The 23,162-nt window shown below is 69.2% G+C and carries 13 protein-coding genes; 10 read left to right on the plus strand and 3 right to left on the minus strand.

Features of this window, described 5'->3' with window-relative positions:
- Positions 1–4: 4 nt before the first annotated feature.
- Genes ACZ5ZX_RS07100 through ACZ5ZX_RS07135 form a run of 8 tightly spaced genes read left to right on the plus strand, consistent with a single transcriptional unit; the run spans position 5 to position 19,189 of the window.
- Entirely contained in the window at positions 5–10,993 is a 10,989-nt protein-coding gene (locus ACZ5ZX_RS07100; protein WP_465501118.1) for a non-ribosomal peptide synthetase, read from the plus strand.
- Positions 10,990–14,916 carry an amino acid adenylation domain-containing protein gene (locus ACZ5ZX_RS07105; RefSeq protein WP_465501119.1) on the plus strand — a complete coding sequence of 1,309 codons (3,927 nt, stop codon included), beginning with the start codon at positions 10,990–10,992 and terminating at the stop codon, positions 14,914–14,916. Before ACZ5ZX_RS07100 ends, ACZ5ZX_RS07105 begins: the two co-directional genes overlap by 4 nt.
- Positions 14,913–15,122, plus strand: a complete 210-nt coding sequence (locus ACZ5ZX_RS07110) for an MbtH family protein (protein WP_465501120.1) — start codon at positions 14,913–14,915, stop codon at positions 15,120–15,122. Before ACZ5ZX_RS07105 ends, ACZ5ZX_RS07110 begins: the two co-directional genes overlap by 4 nt.
- A gap of 28 nt (positions 15,123–15,150) precedes the next feature.
- Positions 15,151–15,924 carry a thioesterase II family protein gene (locus ACZ5ZX_RS07115; RefSeq protein WP_465501121.1) on the plus strand — a complete coding sequence of 258 codons (774 nt, stop codon included), beginning with the start codon at positions 15,151–15,153 and terminating at the stop codon, positions 15,922–15,924.
- A gap of 8 nt (positions 15,925–15,932) precedes the next feature.
- Positions 15,933–16,757, plus strand: coding sequence for an enoyl-ACP reductase FabI (gene fabI, locus ACZ5ZX_RS07120; RefSeq protein ID WP_465501122.1), 825 nt, complete (start codon positions 15,933–15,935; stop codon positions 16,755–16,757).
- Positions 16,754–17,344, plus strand: a complete 591-nt coding sequence (locus ACZ5ZX_RS07125) for a hypothetical protein (protein ID WP_465501123.1) — start codon at positions 16,754–16,756, stop codon at positions 17,342–17,344. Before fabI ends, ACZ5ZX_RS07125 begins: the two co-directional genes overlap by 4 nt.
- Positions 17,331–18,395 (plus strand): ATP-binding cassette domain-containing protein, encoded by a 1,065-nt coding sequence (locus tag ACZ5ZX_RS07130; protein ID WP_465501124.1) that lies wholly within the window; start codon positions 17,331–17,333, stop codon positions 18,393–18,395. The genes ACZ5ZX_RS07125 and ACZ5ZX_RS07130 overlap by 14 nt, the downstream gene beginning before the upstream one ends.
- Positions 18,392–19,189: an ABC transporter permease gene (locus tag ACZ5ZX_RS07135; RefSeq protein WP_465501125.1), complete on the plus strand. Its 798-nt coding sequence runs from the start codon at positions 18,392–18,394 to the stop codon at positions 19,187–19,189. Before ACZ5ZX_RS07130 ends, ACZ5ZX_RS07135 begins: the two co-directional genes overlap by 4 nt.
- A gap of 67 nt (positions 19,190–19,256) precedes the next feature.
- Here the strand turns inward: ACZ5ZX_RS07135 and ACZ5ZX_RS07140 are convergent, their stop codons facing one another.
- Complete coding sequence (locus ACZ5ZX_RS07140) at positions 19,257–19,475, minus strand: hypothetical protein (RefSeq protein ID WP_465501126.1); 219 nt, start codon at positions 19,473–19,475, stop codon at positions 19,257–19,259.
- Between the two features lie 32 nt (positions 19,476–19,507).
- Positions 19,508–19,846 carry a hypothetical protein gene (locus tag ACZ5ZX_RS07145; RefSeq protein WP_465501127.1) on the minus strand — a complete coding sequence of 113 codons (339 nt, stop codon included), beginning with the start codon at positions 19,844–19,846 and terminating at the stop codon, positions 19,508–19,510.
- A gap of 166 nt (positions 19,847–20,012) precedes the next feature.
- On the opposite strand from ACZ5ZX_RS07145, the gene ACZ5ZX_RS07150 reads away from it, so the two are divergent.
- Entirely contained in the window at positions 20,013–21,221 is a 1,209-nt protein-coding gene (locus tag ACZ5ZX_RS07150; RefSeq protein WP_465501128.1) for a sensor histidine kinase, read from the plus strand.
- On the plus strand, positions 21,218–21,883 hold the full coding sequence (locus tag ACZ5ZX_RS07155) for a response regulator (protein ID WP_465501129.1): 666 nt from the start codon (positions 21,218–21,220) through the stop codon (positions 21,881–21,883). Before ACZ5ZX_RS07150 ends, ACZ5ZX_RS07155 begins: the two co-directional genes overlap by 4 nt.
- Before the next feature lie 7 nt (positions 21,884–21,890).
- Here the strand turns inward: ACZ5ZX_RS07155 and ACZ5ZX_RS07160 are convergent, their stop codons facing one another.
- Entirely contained in the window at positions 21,891–23,060 is a 1,170-nt protein-coding gene (locus ACZ5ZX_RS07160) for a PucR family transcriptional regulator (protein WP_465501130.1), read from the minus strand.
- Between the last annotated feature and the right edge of the window lie 102 nt (positions 23,061–23,162).

Here is a 23,162-nt window from a genome sequence, read left to right on the forward strand (position 1 = left end):
CGCTATGCCGGGAAAGAAGAAAGTGGCCATCGAAGACGTCCTGCCGCTGACCTCGCTGCAGGAGGGAATGCTCTTCCACGCCCTCTACGACCGGGACGCATTGGACGTCTACACGGTCCAGGTACTCATCGAGCTCACCGGTGCGGTGAACACCGGCACACTGCGCGCGGCCGCGTCGGAACTGGTGCGGCGGCACGCGAACCTGCGGGTCGGCTTCCGGCACAAGGGGCTGGACAACCCGGTCCAGGTGGTTCGCCGCGAGGTCACGGTGCCGTGGCGCGAGGTCGATCTGACCGGGCACGACGACCCGGAAGCCGAGTTCGCCGCCGCGGCCGCTGCCGAACGGACGCACCGCTTCGACATGAGCAGGGCACCGCTGGTGCGGTTCGTGCTGTTCCGGCTCCCCGGCGGGGTGTTCCGGCTTTCGCTGACACTGCACCACATCCTGGTCGACGGCTGGTCGATGCCGGTACTGCTGGAAGAGTTGTTCGAGCTCTACGAGCGCGGTGGCAGCCAGGCCGGAATGCCGCGGGTGACACCGTTCCGTGACTACCTCGGCTGGCTGAAGAGGCAGGACGACGAGGCCGCGCTGACCGCGTTCGGCACCGCGTTGGCCGGGCTGGAAGAGCCCACGCTCGTCGGTGCCGACGCGCACGGCCACGACTCGGCCATCCCGGAGACCGTTTCCGTGGAGCTGTCCGAGGAGCTGACGGAGCGTCTGTCCACTGTGGTCAGGAGCCGCGGCTGGACGGTGAACACGGTCGCTCAGGTGGCGTGGGGTTTGGTGCTGGGCCGCTTGCTGGGTCGTTCGGATGTGGTGTTCGGCGGCACGGTGTCGGGTCGCCCGCCGGAGTTGCCCGGGGTGGAGCGGATGGTGGGGTTGTTCATCAACACGCTTCCGGTCCGGGTGGCTTGGGAGCCGGGGCAGTCGCTGGCCGGGTTGCTGGATGTGGTGCAGCGACGGCAGTCCGAGCTGCTCGCTCATCAGCAGATCGGGCTGGTCGAGGTGCAGCAGCGGCTCGGGCTGGGCGAGCTGTTCGACACCGCGTTGGTGTTCGAGAACTATCCGGTGGACGCGGAGACCGCGCCGGAGGTGTCCGGCGGGGTGCGGATCACCGATCTGGAGGTCCTGGACGCCTCGCATTACCCGATCAGTGTGCTGGGACTGCCCGGCGAGCGGCTGACCTTCCGCCTCAAATACCGGCCGGACGTGCTGAAGCCGTCCTTGGTCGCCAGGCTGGCGGGCTGGCTGGAACGGCTGCTGCGGGCGGTGGCCGAAGAGCCGGACCGCGCGATCGACACGGTCGAGTCGATCTCCCCGGCGGATCGCGAACTGGTGCTGCGGGAGTGGAACGCGACGGCGCGTCCGCGCCGTAATGCCACGTTGCCGGAGTTGCTGGCGGAGCGGGCGGTACGCACACCTGACGCGCTCGCGGTGATCGCCGAAGACGCCACGTTGACCTACGCCGGACTGCACACGCGGGCGAACCGGTTGGCGCGGATGCTGATCGCGCGAGGGGCCGGGCCGGAGCGGCTGGTGGCGGTGGCCCTGCCCAGGTCGGCAGAACTGATGGTGACGCTGGTGGCGGCGCTGCACACGGGTGCGGCGTATCTGCCGGTGGACCCGGGTCTGCCGGCGGAGCGGATCGCCACGATGCTGGGCGACGCGACGCCAGTTTGCGTGGTCACCGACACCGCGTCCGCCGCCGTGTTGCCGGAGGGGCTGCCGCTGCTCCTGCTCGACGATTCCGCGGTGCGCGCGGAGCGGGACGCCATGCCGGGCGAACCGGTGACCGATGCCGAGCGGAGTGCCCCGCTCAGCCCCGACGGGCTGGCCTACGTGCTCTTCACCTCCGGCTCTACCGGCAAGCCCAAGGGCGTCGGGGTGTCGCATTCCGCGATCGTCAACCGGTTGGAGGCGGCGAAGGACGAGTACCTGCTGACAGCCGATGACCGGGTGCTGCAGAAGGCCCCGTTGAGTTTCGACGTGTCGGTCCGGGAGATCTTCTGGCCGCTGGTCGCCGGTGCGGTGCTGGTGGTGGCCCGGCCGGAGGGGCACAAGGACCCCGCTTACCTGGCCAGGGTGATCCGCGAGCAGCGGGTGACCGTGGCCCATTTCGTACCGTCGATGCTGGAGGTGTTCCTCACCGAACCCGGTGCCGCCGCTTGCCGGGGAGTACTGCGCTGCGTCATCGCCGGCGGAGAGGCCCTGTCTCCGGCCACAAAGGACGCTTGTCTCGATCTGCTGGGCGTCGAGCTGCAGAATCTGTACGGGCCCGCCGAGGCCGCGGTCGACGTCACCTATTGGGTTTGCGAGCGCGATTCGGCCGAGGTGCCGATCGGCAGGCCGTTGTGGAACACGCAGGCCTATGTGCTGGACGCGAATTTGGCACCGGTGCCACCGGGGGTGCCGGGGGAGCTGTACCTGGCGGGCGATCAGCTCGCCCGTGGCTACGCGGGCCGCCCGGGGTTGACCGGCGAGCGGTTCGTGGCCAATCCGTTCGGCCCCGCGGGTTCACGGATGTATCGCACCGGGGATCTGGCCCGGTGGACCGAATACGGCGCGGTCGACTACCTGGGCCGGGTCGACGATCAGGTGAAGATCCGGGGGCAGCGGATCGAGCTGGGCGAGATCCAGTCGGTGCTGGCCCGCCACGCCGAGGTGGCTCAGGTCGCGGTGATCGTGCGTGAGGACCGGCCGGGAGACCAGCGGCTGGTCGCCTATGTCGTCCCGTCGCCGGGATGCGCGCCGAGTCCGGCCGCGTTGACCGAGTTCGCCGCCGCGGCGTTGCCCGCGTACATGGTGCCGGCCGCGTTCGTCGCGCTCGAAGCGCTTCCGGTGAGCCTCAACGGAAAACTCGACCGGCGTGCGCTGCCCGCCCCCGATCTCGCCGGCGCGCCGGGTGCCGGGAGCCGTCCTCCGCGGGGACAGGTCGAAGAGCTGGTCGCCGCGGCGTTCGCCGAGACACTGGGCCTCGACGAGGTGGGGGCCCACGACAGCTTCTTCGATCTGGGCGGGCATTCCCTGCTGGCGACCCGGCTGGTGAGCAAGGTGCGGACGGCGTTGGACGTCGAACTGTCCATCCGTTCGGTGTTCGACGCCCCCACGGTCGCGGGGCTGGCCCGCGAAGTGGAGTCCGCGCAAGGCGCCCGGCACGGGCTCGGGGTGATGGCGCGGCCGGAGGTGCTGCCGTTGTCCTTCGCCCAGCAGCGGCTGTGGTTCCTGAACCGGCTGGACGAGGCGGGAGAGAACTACCACCTCCCGATCGCCCTGAGGCTCACCGGCGAACTGGACGTCGCGGTTCTGCGGGCTTCGCTCGGCGACGTGATCGCCCGGCACGAGTCCCTCCGCACCGTTTTCCCCGAGGTCGACGGCGAACCCCGGCAGCGGGTGCTGGACGCGGACGAGGCGCGGTCCCTGCTCGCCGGGCAATGGCTGGACACCGAGACCGACGAGAAAGCACTGTCCGGGGTCCTCAGTGGACTTTCCGCCCGCGAATTCGACCTCGCTGTCGAACTGCCGATCCGGGCTTCCGTACTGCGCCTCGGCGCGGACGAGCAGGTGCTGCTGCTGGTGCTGCACCACATCGCCGGGGACGGCTGGTCGTTCACCCCGTTGCTGCGGGACCTGGAGCGCGCCTACCGTGCCCGCCTGGACGGCGGGACTCCCGAGTACACCGCGCTTCCGGTGCAATACGCGGATTACACCCTGTGGCAGCGCGGGCTGCTCGGGACCGAGGACGACGGTGCCAGCGTCGCCGCCCGCCAGGTGCGTTTCTGGCGCGAGCAACTCGACGACGCGCCGGCGGTGCTGGCGCTGCCGACGGACCGGCCGCGGCCCGCGGTGCCCTCGTCCCGGGGAGACCGGGTGGAGCTGCGGCTCGGCGGCGTCCTGCACGAGCGGCTGCTCACCGTCGCGCGGGAGAGCGCGACCAGCGTGTTCATGGTGTTGCAGGCGGCGGTTTCCGCGCTGCTGACCAGGATGGGCGCGGGTACGGACATCCCGCTGGGCACAGTGGTCGCCGGTCGTACCGACGAGGCGCTGGAAGACCTGGTCGGGTTCTTCGTGAACACGCTGGTGCTGCGGACCGACACCTCGGGCGAGCCGACCTTTCGCGAGTTGCTGGAACGCGTACGGCAGACCGACCTGTCCGCCTACGCCCATCAGGACATGCCGTTCGAGCGGCTGGTGGAGGTGCTCAACCCGGAGCGTTCGCTGGCCTGGCATCCCTTGTTCCAGGTGATGTTGACGGTGCAGAACGCGCCGGAGCCCGACCTGGACCTGCCGGGGCTGGACATCGCGATCGAAGACACCTCGACCGAGGCCGTCAAATTCGACCTCACCTTCGACCTCCGGGAATCGTTCGACCCCGACGGTCGGCCGGACGGGATCGAGGGCGGCATCGAATACGCCTCCGATCTGTTCGACCGCGGCACCGTCGAGGCGCTGGGACACCGGTTGGCCCGGCTGCTGGACGCGGTGCTCGCCGAACCGGGCACCCGCGTCGGCGAGGTGGACCTGCTCGACGCCGCCGAGCGGGAGCGGGAGCTGGTGATCTGGAACAGCGACGAGGCACCGCTTTCCGGACGGTCCATTGTGGAGCAGTTCGAGGATCGGGTCGCCCTCGTACCGGACGCGCCCGCCGTCGTCTCCGACACCGAGGTCCTGAGTTACCGGGAGCTGGACGCGCTGGCCAATCGGTGGGCGCATCGGCTGATCGCGGCCGGGGTCGGCACGGAGACGCCGGTGGCGTTGCTGCTTGACCGCTCTCCCGAGTTGGTCGCCGCGGTGCTCGGGGTGCTCAAAGCAGGCGGGGTCTATGTCCCGCTGCACGATTCGTATCCGGTGGAGCGGCTCAACCTCATCCTCGTCGACTCGGCGGCCCCGGTGCTGATCACCGACCGGGCGGACTTGCCCGCCGGGCTCGCGGTGCCGGGGCAGGTGCTGCGCGACCCGGGCGAAGGTCCGGACCACGCGCCGGACCGGGAGATCGAGCTGGATCAGCTGGCGTACCTGATGTACACCTCCGGATCCACCGGGCGGCCCAAGGGCGTCGGCATCACTCACTTCAACGTGGTGGAGTTCGCGACGGACCGGTGCTTCTCCGCCAAAGCGCACCAGCGGGTACTGCTGCACTCCTCACCCGCCTTCGATGCCACCACGTACGAGCTGTGGGCACCCCTGCTGGGCGGCGGAACCCTCGTCGTGGCACCGGCCGGTGAGCTGGACCTCCCGACGCTGGAGCGGGTGGTCGCCGACCACGGGGTCACCGCGTTGCTGTTGACCGCGGGGCTGTTCCGGCTGGTGGCCGAGGAGGCACCGGCCTGCCTCCGCGGCTTGCGCGAGGTGTGGACGGGCGGCGACGTGGTCCCGGCGGGCGCGGTGGCCCGGGTGCGCGAGCACTGCCCCGATCTGTCCATTGTGGACGCCTACGGCCCCACCGAGGCCACCGTCGCCGCCACCCGGCATCTCCTGCGGCCCGACGAGCCCGTGCCCGCGGTGATGCCGATCGGCGCACCGTTGGACAACGTCCGCGCCTATGTCCTGGACCGGCGTCTTGGGCTGGTACCGCAGGGTGTCCCCGGGGAGTTGTACATCGCCGGTGCCGGGCTCGGGCGTGGCTACCACGGCAGGGCCGGGTTGACCGCGGAACGGTTCGTGGCCAATCCGTACTGCGCGGCGGGTTCCCGGATGTACCGCACCGGCGACCTGGTGCGACGGCGGGCGGACGGGGCACTGGAGTTCATCGGCCGTGCCGACGACCAGGTCAAGCTGCGCGGGTTCCGGATCGAGCCCGGTGAGATCGAGGCGACCCTGACCACGCATCCGGAGGTGGCGCAGGCGTTGGTGCTGATCCGGGAGGACCGGCTCGGGGACAAGCAACTGGTCGCCTACGTGGTCGGCACCGGACTGGACGAGACCGGACTACGTGCCTTCGTGGCCGCTCTGGTGCCGGCGTACATGGTTCCCGCCGCGTTCGTCGTGCTGGACACCCTTCCCCTCACCGTGAACGGCAAGGTGGACCGCAAGGCGTTGCCCGCGCCGGAATTCGCGGGCACCTCCGGTGGGCGAGCGCCGCGAACCCGCACCGAGGAGGTCCTGTGCTCGGTGTTCGCGGAGGTGCTCGGCCTCGACGGCGTCGGGGTGGACGCCGGATTCTTCGACCTGGGTGGGCATTCTCTGCTGGCCACGAGGCTGGTGAGCCGGATCCGGTCCGCCTTGGCCGTCGAGGTGCCGATCCGGGCGGTGTTCGAAGCACCCACCCCGGCCGGCCTGGCCAGGATCGTGGACGAGTCCGCGACGGCGCGGGTGGCGCTGGCGCCGCGGGAACGGCCGGAGGTCATGCCACTGTCGTTCGCGCAGCGACGGCTGTGGTTCCTGGACCAGCTGGACGAGGCAGGCGGGCTGTACAACATCCCGATCGCCCTGCGACTGTCCGGTGAGCTGGACACCGGGGCACTGACCGACGCACTCGCCGACGTGGTGACGCGGCACGAGTCCCTGCGCACGGTGTTCCCCACCGCCGACGGTCAGCCGAGTCAGCGGATTCTCGATACCGAGACGACACGCGAGCTGATGGCTTCGGCCATCGTCAGTGCGACCGTCACCGAAGCCGAGGTCGGCGAGCGGTTGACCGAGGCCTCGGGTTGCCGGTTCGACCTCGGCCGGGAACTGCCGGTCAAGGTGTGGCTGTTCCGGCTGGCCGAGGACCGGCATGTGCTGTTGCTCGTGGTGCACCACATCGCGGGTGACGGCTGGTCGTTCACCCCGCTGATGCGGGACCTCGGCGCCGCGTACCGCGCCAGGATCGCCGGTGCGGCACCGGAGTTCGCGCCGTTGCCGGTGCAGTACGCCGATTACACCCTCTGGCAGCGGGAGTTCCTCGGGTCCGAAGAGGACCCGGAGAGCGGGTTCGCCCGCCAGCTCGACTTCTGGCGGGAACGGCTGGCCGGTTTGCCGGACGCGCTGGAACTGCCCGCCGACCGGAGCAGGCCCGAGGTGGCCCGCCACGGTGCCGGGAGTGTCGGCTGGCGGTTGGACGCCCGCACCCACCGTCGGCTCGCGGAGCTGGCCAAGCAACACCGGGCGAGTGTGTTCATGACGCTGCAGGCGGGGATTTCGGCCCTGCTGTCGCGGCTCGGCGCCGGTACCGACATTCCACTCGGGACGGTCGTGGCCGGGCGGACCGACCGGGCACTGGAGGAACTGGTCGGGTTCTTCGTGAACACACTGGTGCTGCGCACCGACACCGCCGGCGATCCGTCCTTCACCGATCTCGTGCACCGAGTGCGCCAAGACGACCTGGCCGTGTTCGCCAACCAGGATCTGCCCTTCGACCGGCTGGTGGAGATCCTCAAACCGGACCGGTCGCTGGCGCGGCATCCCCTTTTCCAGGTGATGCTGGCGGTGCAGAACACTCCGGACCCCGAACTGGACCTGCCGGGGTTGACCCTCGACCTGGCCGACTTCGACCTCGCCGGACAGGCCAAGTTCGATCTTTTCTTCAGTCTCAGCGAAACCTTCGACGACGACGGCGAAGCCGCCGGGATCGAGGGCACCATCGGCTTCACCACCGATCTGTTCGACAGCTCGACGGTGGAGGTGCTGGGCGAAAGGCTGGCACGGCTGCTCGACCAGGTCGCCGAGTACCCGGAGACGACACTCGGCCGGATCGACCTGCTCAGCCCCGCTGAGCGGAAGCGGCTCCTGGTGACCTGGAACGACACCGAGGTCCCGGCCCTCGGTCTGTCCATTGTGGATCGTTTCGAGCAGTGGGTGGCCAGGACGCCGGAGGCCGTCGCGGTCCGCTGGGACGGCGGCGGGGCACTGAGTTACCGGGAGCTGGACACGCTGGCCAACCGGTGGGCGCATCGGCTGATCGCGGCCGGGGTCGGCACCGAGACGCCGGTGGCGTTGCTGCTGGACCGCTCTCCCGAACTGATCGTCGCGGTGCTCGGAGTACTCAAGGCGGGCGGGAGCTACGTTCCGCTGCACGATTCATATCCGGTGGAGCGGCTCAACCTCATCCTCGACGAGGTGGCGGCCCCGGTGCTGATCACCGACCGGGAGCTCCCCGCGGACCTCATCGCACCGGGCTGCGTGCTCCGCGACCCCGGCGACGGTCCCGGCCACGCCCCCGGCCGGGCCATCGACCCGGACCAGCTGGCGTACCTGATGTACACGTCGGGTTCCACCGGGCGGCCCAAGGGCGTCGGGGTCACCCACGCCAACGTGGCGGAAATGGCCACCGACGGCTCCGTGACCGCCGGTGCGCACGAGCGGATGCTGCTGCATTCCTCGCACGCCTTCGACGGCGCCACCTACGAGCTGTGGATCCCGCTGCTCGGTGGTGGCACGGTGGCCGTGGCGCCGCGAGGTGAGCTGGACATCCCGACCCTGGCGCGTATGGTCGCCGAGTACGAACTCACCGTGGTGCTGCTCATGGCCGGTCTGTTCCGGCTGGTCGCGGAGGAGGCGCCGGGAAGCCTCGCCGGGGTACGCGAGCTGTGGCTGGGCGGCGACGCGGTTCCGGCGGCCGCGGTGACCCGGGTACGCGAGCACTGTCCCGAACTGACCATTGTGGACGCTTACGGACCCACCGAGACCACCGCTTTCGTCACGCGCTACTTCCTGCGGCCGGACGAGCCGGTGCCCGCCGTGGTGCCGATCGGTTCGCCGCGGGACAACACCCGCGTGTACGCGCTCGATCGCCATCTCGGGCTGGTGCCGCCGGGTGTCCCCGGTGAGCTGTACGTCGCGGGTGTGGGACTCGGCCGTGGCTATCACGGCCGGTACGGGGTCACCGCCGAGCGGTTCGTGGCCGATCCGTACGGGCCGCCGGGTTCGCGGATGTACCGCACCGGGGACCTCGTGCGCAGGCGGAGCGACGGGGTGCTGGAGTTCCTCGGCCGCGCCGACGACCAGGTGAAGGTGCGCGGGTTCCGGATCGAACTAGGGGAGATCGAAGCCGCGCTCACCGCGCATCCGCTGGTCGCACAGGCCTTCGTGCTGGTCCGCGAGGATCGGCCGGGAGACCGCCGGATCGTGGCGTACCTGGTCATGGAAGCCGAAGCGGCCATCGACGTCGTGCGTGAGCACGCCGCCGCCGCGCTGCCCGCTTACATGGTCCCCTCCGCGTTCGTGGTGCTGGACACGCTGCCGATCACGGTGAACGGCAAGGTGGACCGGAAGGCCTTGCCCGCGCCGGAACGCGAGGCGACCGTCGGGGACGGCGAGCCTGCCACCGCCACCGAGAAGGTGCTCGCCGCGGTGTTCGCCGACGTGCTCGGTCTGGACCGGGTCGGTGTCGAGGACAGCTTCTTCGACCTCGGCGGGGACAGCATCGTCTCCATCCAGCTGGTCAGCCGCGTCCGCAAGGCGGGCTTCGTGTTCACCGCGCGCGATGTGTTCGAACACAAGACCGTGCGCGCCCTCGCCGAGGTGGCCAAGCCGCTCGACGGGGACGAGCAGATCGCCGAGGACGGTGTCGGCGAGTTGCCGCTGACCCCGATCGTGGAGTGGCTGCGTGCGGGCGGCGGGGTGATCGACGGCTTCAACCAGTCGAAGCTGGTCCATGTCCCGGCCGAACTGACCGAACAGGACCTGGTCACCGCGTTCGCCGCGGTGCTGGACCACCATGACGCGCTGCGCATGCGGTTGACCAGGTACGACGACACGGCGGAATGGGCATTGGCCACCCAGCCCGAGGGATCGGTGTCCGCGGCCGGACTGGTGCGCCGGGTGGACGTGCGCGGAAGCACCGGGACCGAACTGGCCGAACTGGTGACCCGGCACAGCGAGCTGGCCCGGCGCGGACTGAACCCCGATCAGGGCCGGATGATCCGGCTGGTCTGGTTCGACGCCGGAGAGCATCCGGGGCTGCTCCTGGTGATGGCCCATCACCTGGTGGTGGACGAGGTTTCCTGGCAGATCCTGCTGCCCGACCTCGCCGAGGCCTGGGCCGCGGCGCGTGAGGGCACTCGGCCGGTGCTGGAGCCCGTGCGTACCTCGCTGCGCCGTTGGGCCCGTGTGCTCACCGAGGCTTCGGTGAGCGACAGGTGGACCGGCCAGCTGCGGTTCTGGCTGGACGTCGTCGACACCGCGCAGCCGGAATTCGGCTCCGGCCCGCTGGATCCGCGCCGGGACACCGTGGCCACCGCTCGGGTGGTGACCGTCGAACTGGGGTCGGATCGGACCGCCGAGCTGCTGACCACGGTCCCGGCCGCGTTCCGTGCCGGAGTGAACGACGTACTGCTGACCGGACTCGGGCTCGCCGTCCGGGAATGGCTGGCCGCCCGGGGAGAGAACCTGTCCGGGGCCTTGCTCGTGGACCTGGAGGGGCACGGGCGGCACGAAGAGCCGTTCGCGCCGGGAATGGACCTGTCCCGCACGGTCGGCTGGTTCACCGCGCTCCACCCGGTGCGACTCGACGTGGCGCCGCTGTCCTGGGCCGAGGTCACCGGCTCGGGACCGGCCGTCGGGCAGGCGCTCAAGCGGGTCAAGGAATCGCTGCGCGCGGTTCCCGACCACGGTCTCGGCTACGGGTTGCTCCGCTACCTCAACCCGGAGACCGCGGACAAGCTCGCCGCCTGCGCGCATCCGCTGATCGGGTTCAACTACCTGGGCCGGATGTCCACGGCCGGAGCGGGCAAGGCGCCGTGGACCCCGGTGCCGGACCTGCTCGCCGAGGGCACGGTCGGCGATGAATCGCTGCCCTTCGGCCACGTGCTGGAGATCAACGCGGTCACCGAGGACACGCCGGAGGGGCAGCGGCTGGTGGCGCATCTCGCCTGGCCGGCCGCGTTGCTCACCGACAGCGACGTCACCGAACTCGGCGAACTCTGGCGTGCCGCGCTGGGCGCGCTGGCGGATCATGCCCGCGCTCCCGAGGCGGGCGGGCTCACCCCGTCCGACGTCTCGATGGTGTCGCTGTCCCAGCACAAGATCGACCAACTCGAGGCGAAGCTGCGGAAGGCAGGGCGAAAGTCATGACACGATCCGAAATCGAGGACATTCTCCCGCTCTCGTCGTTGCAGCAGGGAATGCTCTTCCACGCGCTCTACGACACCGACGGACTGGACTTCTACACCGTCCAGCTCTACGTCGAGCTGTGTGGCGCTGTCGACGAGGTGGCCCTGCGCGCGGCCGCCGAGGCGCTGCTGCGCAGGCACGCCAATCTGCGCGCGGTGTTCGTCCACGACGGCCTTGACGAACCGGTGCAGGTGATCCGGGCCGGGGTCGAGCTGCCATGGGACGTCGTCGACCTGTCCACAGTGGACGAATCGGTGGCGGACGCGGAATTCGTCGCCCGCTACGACGCCGAACGGTTGCGGCGGTTCGCGCTGGACGAGGACGTGCTGGTGCGGTTCGTGCTGTTCCGGCTCCCCGGTGAGGTGTTCCGGCTTTCGCTGACCCTGCACCACATCCTGGTCGACGGCTGGTCGATGCCGGTACTGCTGGACGAGCTGTTCGAACTCTACGAGCGCGGCGGGAGCCCGGTGGGGATGCCGCGCGTGACACCCTTCCGTGACTATCTCGGCTGGCTGTCCGAACAGGACCATGACGCCGCGCTGGCCGCGTGGAACAGGGTGCTGGACGGGGGCCTGGAGCCTTCGCTGGTCGCTTCCGCCGACCGCGGCGGCGGCCTCGCGCCCCGCTCGTACACCGTGGCACTGTCCGAGGAGCTGACGGAGCGTCTGTCCACTGTGGCCAGGGGCCGGGGTTGGACGTTGAACACCGTTGTCCAGGTGGCGTGGGGTTTGGTGCTGGGCCGGTTGCTGGGGCGTTCGGATGTGGTGTTCGGCGGCACGGTGTCCGGTCGTCCCCCGGAATTGGCGGGCGTGGAGCGGATGGTCGGTCTGTTCATCAACACACTTCCGGTCCGGGTGGCTTGGGAACCGGGGCAGTCGCTGGCCGGGTTGCTGGACGCGGTCCAGCGGCGGCAGTCCGAGCTGCTCGCTCACCAGCACATCGGGCTGGCCGAGATCCAGCGGCAGGCCGGACGCGGCGATCTCTTCGACACCACGCTGGTCTTCGAGAGCTACCCGGTGGACGCGCTCGGCGACGAAGCCGCCGAACTGCCCGGCGGGGTGCGGGCGATCGGGATGGAAGGGCGTGACTCCACGCATTACGCGTTGACCGTGCTGGCGATCCCCGGCAGCGGGTTCAAGTTCCGCCTCGACTACCGGCCGGACGTGCTGGAGCCGGCGTTGGTCTCCCGGCTGGCCGGCTGGCTGGAACGCTTACTGGAAGGGGTGGCCCAGGAGCCGGACGCGCCGATCGGTGCGGTGGACCTGATCGCGCCGACAGAGCGGGATCGGGTGCTCTGGGAGTGGAACGCCACCCTCCACCCGCGGAATGACCGCACGCTGACGACGTCGCTCGCCGAGCAGGCGGCGAATACTCCGGACGCCGTCGCGGTGCTCGCCGAGGACCAGACGCTGAGCTACGCCGAACTGCACGCGCGGGCGAACCGGCTGGCGCGGTTGCTGATCGCGCGGGGCGCGGGTCCGGAGCGGCTGGTGGCGGTGGCGTTGCCGCGCTCGGCCGATCTGGTGGTGACGTTGCTGGCGGTGCTGAACGCGGGCGCGGCGTATCTGCCGGTGGACCCCGGGCTGCCCGCCGAGCGGATCGCCATGATGCTGGAGGATTCCAGGCCGGCGTGTGTGGTGACCGAAACCGCTTTCGTCGCCGCGTTACCGGAGGAGTCGCCGCTGCTGGTACTGGACGACCACGCGTTGCTCGTCGACTGGGACGGCGTTTCCGCCGAGCCGGTGACCGACGCGGAACGAGGCGCCCCGCTCACCCCGGACGGTCTGGCCTACGTGATCTACACCTCGGGCTCCACCGGGAAACCCAAGGGTGTCGGGGTGTCGCATTCGGCGATCGTCAACCGGCTGGAGTGGATGCAGGCCGAATACGGCCTGACCGCCGCGGATCGGGTACTGCAGAAGACACCGTTCGGTTTCGACGTGTCGGTGTGGGAGTTCTTCTGGCCACTGATGACGGGGGCGGGCCTGGTGGTGGCGCGGTCGGAGGGACACAAGGACCCCGCGTATCTGGCCAGGGTGATCCGCGAGCGGAGCGTGACGACCGTCCACTTCGTACCGTCGATGCTGGAGGTCTTCCTCGGCGAACCCACCGTCGCGGAGTGCCGGGGTGTACTGCGCCGGATCATCTGCAGCGGCGAGGCGCTGTCCCCGGCCGCCAAGGACGCTTGCCTCGATCTGCTGGACGCCGGACTGCACAACCTTTACGGCCCCACCGAAGCCGCCGTGGACGTGACCTACTGGGCCTGCCGTCGGCACGAGGCCGCGGTCCCGATCGGCAAGCCCGTCTGGAACACGCAAACCTTCGTGCTGGACGCGAATCTGCGGCCGGTCCCGCCGGGGGTTCCGGGGGAGCTGTACCTGGCGGGAGACCAGCTCGCCCGTGGTTATCTGGGGCGTGCCGGGCTCACCGCGGAACGGTTCGTGGCGAATCCGTACGGCCCGGCGGGTTCGCGGATGTATCGCACCGGGGATCTGGCCCGGTGGACGGAATACGGCGCGCTGCTCTATCTGGGCCGGGTCGACGATCAGGTGAAGATCCGGGGGCAGCGGATCGAGCTGGGTGAGATCCAGGCGGTGCTGGCCCGCCACGCCGAGGTGGCTCAGGTCGCGGTGATCGTGCGTGAGGATCGGCCAGGGGACCAGCGGCTGGTCGCCTATGTCGTCCCGTCGCAGAGCGCGGCTCCGAGTGCGGAGGCACTGACCGAGTTCGCCGCCGCGGCGTTGCCCGCGCATATGGTGCCGTCCGCGTTCGTCGCGCTCGAAGCGCTTCCGGTGAGCGTCAACGGCAAACTCGACCGGCGTGCGCTGCCGGCGCCGGAGGTCACCACGAGTACGGGCCGCGGTGCCCGGACGGTCACCGAAGACCTGCTCTGCCAGGCCTTCGCCAAGGTGCTCGACATCGAGCGGGTCAGTGCCGAAGACAGCTTCTTCGCCCTCGGCGGGCACTCGCTGCTGGCCACCCGGCTGGCCGGAACCGTGCGCTCGCTGCTCGGGACCGAACTGAGTGTGCGCACCGTCTTCGAGGCGCCGACGCCCGCCGCGCTCGCGCATCGGCTGGCGGGCGGTGAACCCGGTGGCGACGCGCTGGACGTACTGCTCCCGCTGCGCCGAGGCGGGGACGCCCCGCCGTTGTTCTGCGCGCCCCCGGCGGCCGGATTGTCCTGGTGCTACGCCGGATTGCTCGGGGAGCTGAATCCGGACATCCCGGTGTACGGGCTGCAGTCACGGGATCCGCGCGATCCGCTGGCCCCGGTCTCGCTCGCGGAGAAGGCGGCCGACTTCCTCGAACAGATCCGCGCGGTGCGGCCACAGGGCCCGTACCGCCTGCTCGGCTGGTCGGCCGGCGGCCACCTCGCCCACGAGATCGCGGTGCTGCTGCAGGAGAAAGGCGAGCAGGTCGACCTGCTGGTGGTCCTGGATTCCTACCCGGATCCGGGAATCGGCCCGGCGACCCGTGAGCGGATCTTCACCGACGCCTTCGGTGGCGTGGGACTCGGGCTTGCCGATCTCGACACCGAGCAGGGCAAGGAGAAGGTGCTCGCGGTGATCCGGCAGGAATTGGGTGGCCACGACTGGGTCACCGACGACGTGGCCGAGACCGTGCTGGAGAACTACCTCGCCAACACCGGCGCGATGCTGGCGCACCGCCTGCGGCCCTACCGGGGTGAGCTGATCCTCTTCAAGGCCGACGACCCGATGGGCAAACGCGACCCGGGGCGTTGGGCCCCTTACGTGGACGGACCGGTCACGGTGCACGAGACCGAGTGCGACCACGAGGAAATGACCCGTCGAGAAACGCTCGACGTCGTAGCCGCGGTGATCAACGAAGCCGTGGTCCGTGTGAAGGAGGAAGGAAAGCGATGACGAACCCCTTTGAGGACGCCGAGGGCTCCTACTACGTGCTGACCAACGACGAGAACCAGCACTCGCTGTGGCCGGGCTTCGCCGAGGTGCCCGCGGGCTGGGCCATCGCGTTCGGGGTGGCGGAAAGGCAGGCCTGCCTCGATTTCATCGAGCAGAACTGGACCGACATGCGACCGAAGAGCCTCATCGAAGCGATGAGCGCGTAACCGAGCCCGATGGAGGGGGTGGACGGCCATGGCCGACAAGGGAAACCTCCCGGCGTCCGACTGGATCCACACCGGCACGCCGAGACCGCACGCACGGACGAATCTGGTGTGCCTGCCGCACGCGGGAGGTTCGCCGAGCTTCTACCGCGAGTGGGGTGCCCGGCTGCCGGATGACATGGAGGTCCATGTCGTGCGGTATCCGGGCAGGGAGAATCGGCTGGCCGAACCGTGCGTCCTGGCCATGACCGAACTGGCGGACGCGGTCACCGAGGTGATCCGGCCGTTCTTCGACCGGCCGACCGTCCTTTTCGGACACAGCATGGGTGCCTCGCTGATGTACGAGGTGACCAAGCGGAGTGAGGCGGCGGGACGGTATCCCGCACTGCTGATCGCCTCCGGTCATCCCGCCCCGCACCGGCGCGCGCCGAAGAAGCTCTACCAGAGCAGTGACCAGGAGCTGATCGCCGATCTGCGCCGTCATTCGGGCACCGGTCACGCCGCGCTGGACGATCCCGATCTGCGGGACCTGCTCCTGCCCATGATCAGGGCGGACTACCGGCTCATCGAAACCTATGAACCCGGGGAGCTCGCCCCGGTGCGGGCGCCGCTCGCCGTTTTCCGTGGCGCGCGGGACGAGGACGTCAGCGAGGCGCAGGCGGAAGCCTGGGCGGAGGTGACGAAGAAAGGAGAACTGCGTGCGCATCGCGTCTTCGAGGGTCGTCACTTCTACCTGGCCGAGCACCAAGACGAGGTGCTGGCGGCGGTCGCCGCGGAAATCGGCTCACTGGACCAGTCGTATTAGGGGTTGAGATGGATTTGCTGAAGGACAAGAACATCCTGGTCACCGGGGTGCTCACCAACTCGTCCATCGCGTTCCACGTCGCGCGGATGGCGCAGGAACAGGGTGCCCGGGTGGTGCTGACCGGTTACGGACGGCTGAGGCTGGTGGAGCGGATGGCGCAGCGCCTGCCCCAGCCCGCGCCGGTGATCGAACTGGACGTGACCGACCCGGAACACCTCGCGCGGTTGCGGGAGCGGGTTTCCGAGCACGTCGGGCAGCTGGACGGGGTGCTGCATTCCATCGCCTTCGCACCGGCCGAGGCGATGGGCGGCAACTTCATGACCGCGCACTGGCAGGACGTCGCGCCGGCGTTCCAGATCTCCACCTACTCGATGCAGGCGATCGTGCGGGAGGTGCTGCCCATGCTCGGTCGCGGTTCCTCCGTCGTGGGCTTGGATTTCGACGCGTGCCGGGCTTTCGCCGAGTACGACTGGATGGGCGTCGCCAAGGCCGGGTTGGAGTCCTGCACGAGATATCTCGCCTCCTACCTCGGCGGCGCGGGGATCCGGGTGAACCTGGTCGCGGCGGGACCGCTGCGCACGATGGCCGCGAGGGCGATCAGCGCGGGCGGGGGCGAGGCCTTGCGGACCGAAGGCGAACGATGGGACGCCCGCGCGCCGCTCGGCTGGGACGACCAGGAATTCGATCCGGTCGCCAGGGCCTGTGTGGCGCTGCTGTCCGACTGGTTTCCCGCCACCACCGGAGAAATCGTGCACGTGGACGGTGGCGTCCACGCGATCGGTGACCGTCCGGGGACTCCGGCTCCCTCGCCACCGGTCGGCGCGTCGTCGTGACCCTCGCGGTTTGGATGGCGCAGGAGAGCGGGCAACGGAGCACGGTGCTCCTCGGCGTGATCGTGGCCTGCGAGATCGGCTTCTGGGTGATCCTCCTGGCCGGACTGGTGGCCAGGTATGTCCTGCGCCGTCCGGGCTTGGGCGGGGCTCTCCTGCTGTGCGTGCCGTTGGTGGACCTGGTGCTGATCACCGTGTCCGTGCTCGATCTGCGCACCGGGGGCACGGCGGGGTTGATGCACAGCCTCGCCGCGGTCTATCTCGGGTTGACCGTCGCTTTCGGACCGGAACTGGTGAGACGGGCCGACGACTGGTTCGCCCACCGCTTCGACAACGGACCGAAACCGGCTCGGTCGTCCGGAAAGGTCCGCGACCAATGGAGGATGTGGAGCCGGTGTCTCGCCGCGCTGATGATCTCCGTGGCGCTGACCCTGTGCCTGTACTTCTTGGCCCAACAGAGCGCGAACGCGCTGACGTTGTGGAACTTTCAGCTCCAGCTCGCGATGGTGACCGGGATCTGGCTGCTCGCGGGACCGATCCGCGTCACGCTCTTTCCCCCGGGAAAGGTGGGACAGCATGACCGCGGTTGACCTGGTCAAACGGGAAGAACGAACACGTGTCGGCTACGCCATCGAGGCAAGGGGCATCCGTAAACGGTTCGGCGATCATGTCGCGTTGGACGGCGTCGACCTGGTCGTCCCCCAAGGTGCGGTACTCGGTCTGCTCGGGCCGAACGGCGCCGGGAAGACCACGATGGTGCGAGTGCTGACCACGTTGCTGGAACCGGACGAGGGCACCGCCACCGTGGCGGGCTACGACGTGCGCACGGAGCCGAGGGACGTCCACCGGTCGATCGGCTTGTCCGGGCAGTACGCGGCGGTGGACGAAACCCTGACCGGTTACGAAAACCTGTATCTGGTGGGGAGGCTGTACGGTCTCAACCGCGCGCGGGCCGCGGAACGGGCGAGGGAACTGCTCGCCGGGTTCCGGCTCGAACACGCCGCCGATCGGCTGGCCAAGACCTACTCCGGCGGGATGCGACGGCGACTGGACCTGGCCGGCGCGCTGGTGGTGCGCCCACCGGTGGTCGTACTGGACGAGCCGACCACCGGACTGGACCCGCGTTCCCGGATCGACACCTGGGAGCTGGTAAGGGAACTGGTCACCGACGGAACCTCGGTCCTGCTCACCACGCAGTATCTGGAGGAGGCCGATCAGCTCGCGGACACCATCACGGTGATCGACTGCGGCCGGGTGATCGAACAGGGCACCGCCGACGAACTGAAGTCACGGACGGGCGGCGAAAAGCTGGAACTGGTGGTGTCTTCGGTCGCCGAATTGCCCGCACTGCGGGAGGCGCTCCAGGCGGTGGGGGCAGCGGAACCGGTCGTCGACGAGAACCTCCGTCGTGCGCACGTACTGGTGCACGCGGGTACGCGGGCGGTGGTCGAGACACTGAACAGGCTGGAGAGGCGAGGGGTAGGAGTGCTGGACGTGTCGCTGCACCGGCCCAGTCTGGACGACGTGTTCCTCAGCCTCACCGAACCCGGCACGGACTCGGAAACCCTTCCGCGGTCCGAAGAAGTCAAGGAAACGAAGCGGCGATGGTTCCGCGGCCGGAAGAACGAGGTCGGACGATGACCACTCTCGTCAAGGGAGTCACCGATAGCTACCTGATCGCCTGGCGCAACGTCCTGCACGTCCGCCGCAGCATGGACTGGCTTTTCGCCGCCGTGGTGCAGCCGATCATGTTCGTGCTGCTGTTCGGTTTCGTCTTCGGTGGCATGCTGGGCGGCGCCGCCTACCGTGAGTTCCTGCTGGCCGGGATCATCGCGCAGAGCCTCGCCTTCAATTCCGCGTTCACCGTGGTCGGGCTGGCCACGGATCTGGGCAAGGGGGTGATCGACCGGTTCCGGACGTTGCCCATGTCCAGGGCGGCCGTGATGGTCGGCCGCACGTTCTCGGACCTCGCGGTCAGTGTGGTCGCACTGCTGGTGATGTCGCTCTGCGGGCTGCTGATCGGCTGGCGGATCAGGGGCAGCGTGCTGGACGCGGCGCTGGCCTACCTGGTCCTGCTCGTGTTCGCGTTCGCGATGTCCTGGGTCGGCGCGCTCATCGGATTGCTGGCGCCGAGTGTGGAGGTGGCGCAGAGCGCGGGACTGATCTGGTTGACCCCACTGACTTTCGTCTCGTCCGGATTCGTACCGGCAGGCTCGATGCCGGGGCCGCTGCGCGTGGTCGCGGAATGGAATCCGATCACGGCGGTGATCAACGCGGCTCGCGGTCTGTTCGGCAACCCCACTTCGGTCGGGACGCCGTTGTCGTCCGGCTGGCCTGCGGAGAACGCGGCGATCTACGCGTTGCTGTGCTCCGCGGTCATCATCGCGATCTTCGTCCCGTTGAGCATGCGGGCTTATCGGCGGGTTTCCCGCTGAGGGTTTCTCCAGTACATGAAGGCCCTCTTCCTTGCGCTAGGCGCAAGGAAGGGGGCCTTCATGTACTTCACGACCGGCGCCGCTGTCCCGTCTTGGACATCGACCGGTACACGGCGGTGACCACGAAGAGGATCGCCCCGACGAGCGCGACGGTGGCCACGGCGTTCACCCAGACGGGCACCACGTCCGCGATCAGTTCCTGTTTGGCCAGGTTGGTCCCGGCGATGAGCACGGCGTAGATGTACCACGGCGCCCATTTTCCCTCGTTCTTCTTGCCTTCGCTCATGTTTTTCCTCATTTTTCGGATTGACGTCCGGTTCAGCACTTCTGCTCGATCGTGCGCGTGGCATCGGTCACGTCGGTGCCGTTGTTTCCGAGTAGTCCCTTGGCTGCCGCGATGACCGCTTTCAAGTCCTCGGAGCGGTTGGCTTCCGGAATGAACTGCTCGGCTTTCCGTACCGACGCCGAAAGGCTCACGCCTATTTGGCTCTTGACCGCCGGGTCGGCCGAAATCCAGGCCCGTGCGACGGTGCAGATGACTTCCTTCTGGTCGGCGGGCGGCTTGCTCTCTTCGCTGGTCGGCGCCGTCGAAGGGACCTTGCAGGAGCTCAGTATCAGCGCGCTCGCCGTTGCCGTGACCGCCAGTGCGATTCGCATCTTGTGATCCGCTCTTTCCTCGGCTGCCGGCAATCTCGGCAGTGTGGTGAACTGTCCTTCTCGACGATGGTCGGCGCGCTCTTCGCGCGCATCGGCGAAAGGAACTAAAGCCGCCTCATCAATTCGGAGGATGCGGCGAGATCCGGCGGGTGCTGGGATATGAAATGTGTTCGCCGAAACAAACCTCGCCGTGGCCCGGCTGCGGAACCTGCCCGAATGGCAGCAGGATTCGCTGATCGTCGCGAGTTCGGTCGCGGCGGGAATCCTGATGTACTCGATCGGCATGTCCCCGCTGTATGTGACCGGGGTCGCGGACCTGACGCCCGGCTGGTTGCGGCCCACGCTGTTCACCGCGATCTGCCTGGTCGAGTTGCTTCGGCGGCGGGCGCCCGCGTTCGCGTTGGCGGTCGGATGCGCGTTGGTCGCCGTCGACTGCTTTTTCGGGGTGAGTGTGCCGATGCTGACGGTGTTCGCCGACCTGCTGTACGCGGCGACGCTGTACGGATCGCGGCGGCTCAGCAAGGACATGATCCCGATGGCGGCCATGGGGGCGGTGGGCGCGGTCGTGGCGGCGCTGATCTTCGCGCCCGGCTGGCGGGAGACCGTCCTCGCCTGTCTCGTCGTGTTGCCGTTCGTCATGATCCCGGTGTGGTGGGCGGCGAAGATCCGCCAGCACCGCGAGATCGCGGACGCGGAACGCACGAACGCCGCGCAGGTGGTGCGGATCGGCGCACTCGACCGGACGGCCGCGGTGGCCGCGGAACGCGCGCGGATGGCGCGCGATCTGCATGACGTGATCGCCGGGGATCTGTCCGCGATCGCGATCCAGTCGGAGGCCGCGTTGTCGGCGAGAGGCGACGTCGAAACGGCGTGGACGGTACTCGCCGCGGTACGAGAGAGCAGTGTGCGCGCGCTGACGGAGATGCGCGCGATGATCGGGTTGCTGCGGGCGGACGGGGAGGCGCAGGACGAGGCGGCCGCGCCCGCCAGGTTGTCGGAGCTGGGGAAACTGATCGCCTCGGCGCGGGTGAGCGGGATGGAGATCGAGGTCAGCGTCGAGATCGACGAGTCGGTCTCGGTGCCGGCGGCGGTGGATCTGACCGCGTACCGGATCGCGCAGGAGGCACTGACCAACGCAATGAAACACGCTCCCCGAAGCACGGCGAAGGTGGAGATCCGCCACGTGGACGGCACGCTCACCGTCGAAGTGGAGAACGCGCTGACCGGACAGCCGGGGACCACCCGCGACACCGGAACCGGTCTGCTGAACATGCGCGAGCGCGCGGTCGCGGTCGGCGGTTCGTTCTTCGCCGGTCCTTCGGAGACGGGCTGGCTGGTGCGGGCGGTCCTGCCGGCCGCGGCGGTGGGCCCGTGACGATCGAGGTTCTGGTCGCCGACGACCATGGGACGGTACGAGCCGGGTTGGTGTTGATGCTCGACAACGCCGAAGGTGTCCGGGTGGTGGGAGAGGCGGCGAACGGAGCCGAGGCCGTCGCCCTCGCGAGGGAACTCCGTCCGGATGTGACCCTGATGGACATCCGGATGCCGGTGCTGGACGGCGTCGCGGCGACCAGGGTCCTGGTGTCCGAGGGCTTGTGCGAGGTGCTCGTGCTGACCACCTTCGACGTGGACGAGTACCTGTTCGAGGTCCTTCGCGCCGGAGCGGCGGGCTTTCTCCTGAAATCGGTCGACGCGGCGAGGCTCATCGAGGCCGTGCGGTCGGTGGCGTCCGGTGACGGGGTACTGGCGCCGCACAGCATCCGTAAGCTGATCGGCGCCTTCGCCGAGGAGAAGGAATCCGGCCCACCTCCCCGGGGCATGGCGAACCTGGACGAATTGACCGACCGGGAGCGGGAAGTGCTGGTCTGTCTCGGGGGAGGCCTGTCGAACGCGCAGATCGCCTCCCGGCTGGTCATCGGCGAGACGACGGTGAAGACCCACGTGTCCAAGGTGCTGGCCAAGCTGGGGCTGCATTCGCGAGTACAGGCCGCGATTCTCGCCCAGGAAGCGGGTTTCGCACTGCCGTGGACGGATTGACAAGTCCCTACCGCGCTGCCTGAGCCGGTTCGCCGCCGTTCCGGCGCCCGGTCGCGGTCGTGACCGCGTGGAGAGTGGCCGCGACGCCGAACATCTGGACGCCGGAACTGGTCATGGGGTCATGGCCGGTGAGTTCACGGATGCGGTCGATCCGGTAGTCCAGGGTGCTGCGATGGATGAACAGGTTCTTGGCGGCGGCGTTGCGGTTGAAATCGGACCGGACCAATGCGGTCAGGGTCTCGTACAGCGCCGGATGCGCGAGCAGCGGCTCGAGGACGGCGGACAGCGTGTCCGCCACCTCGTCCTCGTGCAGGACGGCGTACTCCAGGAGCACGTGCTCGAGCCGGTAAACCCGAGGTTCGCGCTGGGCGGCGCACACCAGGTCGAGGATGTCGGCCGCTTCACGGTGACCGTCGGGGATCTCCGTCCGTTCCCGTTCCGCCATGGCGATCCAGGCCTTCCCGGCGAAGAGCCGGACGAGGTCCTCGCCCAGCCGAGGGGTGTCCTGCAGACCACGGCAGGGGACCAGCGCGACAGTTCGGTTCTCGCCAGGCAGGACGAACGTGCCGTCGCCGCCCGCGGTCTGAAGCATGCGCACCGCGCGGGTGCCCGCGAGGTCCGGTGCGTGCCGGACGACCGCGATCACGTACCTGGCCGCGAGCCGCGATTCGAGGTCGGCGGGCAGTCGCCTGCCCGCGAGCAGGTCGGCCGCCGGATTCGGCGCCGCGCGTTCGGCGTGGCGTGCCGGTCCGCTCATCCGGGCACCGCTGACGCCGATGAAGAACTCCCGGGTGATTTGATTCGTCAGGCCGAGGATGCCGTTGATCGGCAACCGGTTCGTCGGACGAGCCCGTGCCAGTACCAGGTCGGTCACGGCGCCGGTGAGGTCGCTGAAGGAGGCGAGCACGTCTTCGAGCGGCAGCCCGCCGGCCGACCACGACTCCCCGGACAAGCGGAGCCTGGTCCGGCATTCGGCGGTCAGCTCCACCGGCTTGGAAAGCGCTTGCAGGTAGAGCGGCACGATCTCGGAGGCGACCCGTTCGGCTTGCCTGGCGAGCACGGCCGGGACCCGGCCCACGGCCAGCGCGACGATGCTGCCCGCTTCGTCCGGGCGGGGGGCAGGCCGTGGCCGCTCTTTCTCCTGTGCGGGGATATCGTCGGTGATGACCTCGAGCACAGGACCGCCTCCCTTTCGGATCGGTCGGGTCCCGTGAGTGGCGAGGACGGAATCGGAATCGTCCGTACCGCTCACGGGAAGAACAGCGGAAGAAGAGTTGCG

Source organism: Amycolatopsis sp. NPDC033938, from assembly GCF_055575975.1.

Bases quoted from the DNA above. Each gene is read 5' to 3' on its own strand.
- ACZ5ZX_RS07130 (WP_465501124.1), top strand. From the start codon at position 17,331: ATGACCGCGGTTGACCTGGTCAAACGGGAAGAACGAACACGTGTCGGC.
- ACZ5ZX_RS07110 (WP_465501120.1), top strand. From the start codon at position 14,913: ATGACGAACCCCTTTGAGGACGCCGAGGGCTCCTACTACGTGCTGACC.
- ACZ5ZX_RS07135 (WP_465501125.1), top strand. From the start codon at position 18,392: ATGACCACTCTCGTCAAGGGAGTCACCGATAGCTACCTGATCGCCTGG.
- ACZ5ZX_RS07100 (WP_465501118.1), top strand. From the start codon at position 5: ATGCCGGGAAAGAAGAAAGTGGCCATCGAAGACGTCCTGCCGCTGACC.
- ACZ5ZX_RS07105 (WP_465501119.1), top strand. From the start codon at position 10,990: ATGACACGATCCGAAATCGAGGACATTCTCCCGCTCTCGTCGTTGCAG.
- ACZ5ZX_RS07140 (WP_465501126.1), bottom strand. From the start codon at position 19,475: ATGAGCGAAGGCAAGAAGAACGAGGGAAAATGGGCGCCGTGGTACATC.
- ACZ5ZX_RS07145 (WP_465501127.1), bottom strand. From the start codon at position 19,846: ATGCGAATCGCACTGGCGGTCACGGCAACGGCGAGCGCGCTGATACTG.
- ACZ5ZX_RS07115 (WP_465501121.1), top strand. From the start codon at position 15,151: ATGGCCGACAAGGGAAACCTCCCGGCGTCCGACTGGATCCACACCGGC.
- fabI (WP_465501122.1), top strand. From the start codon at position 15,933: ATGGATTTGCTGAAGGACAAGAACATCCTGGTCACCGGGGTGCTCACC.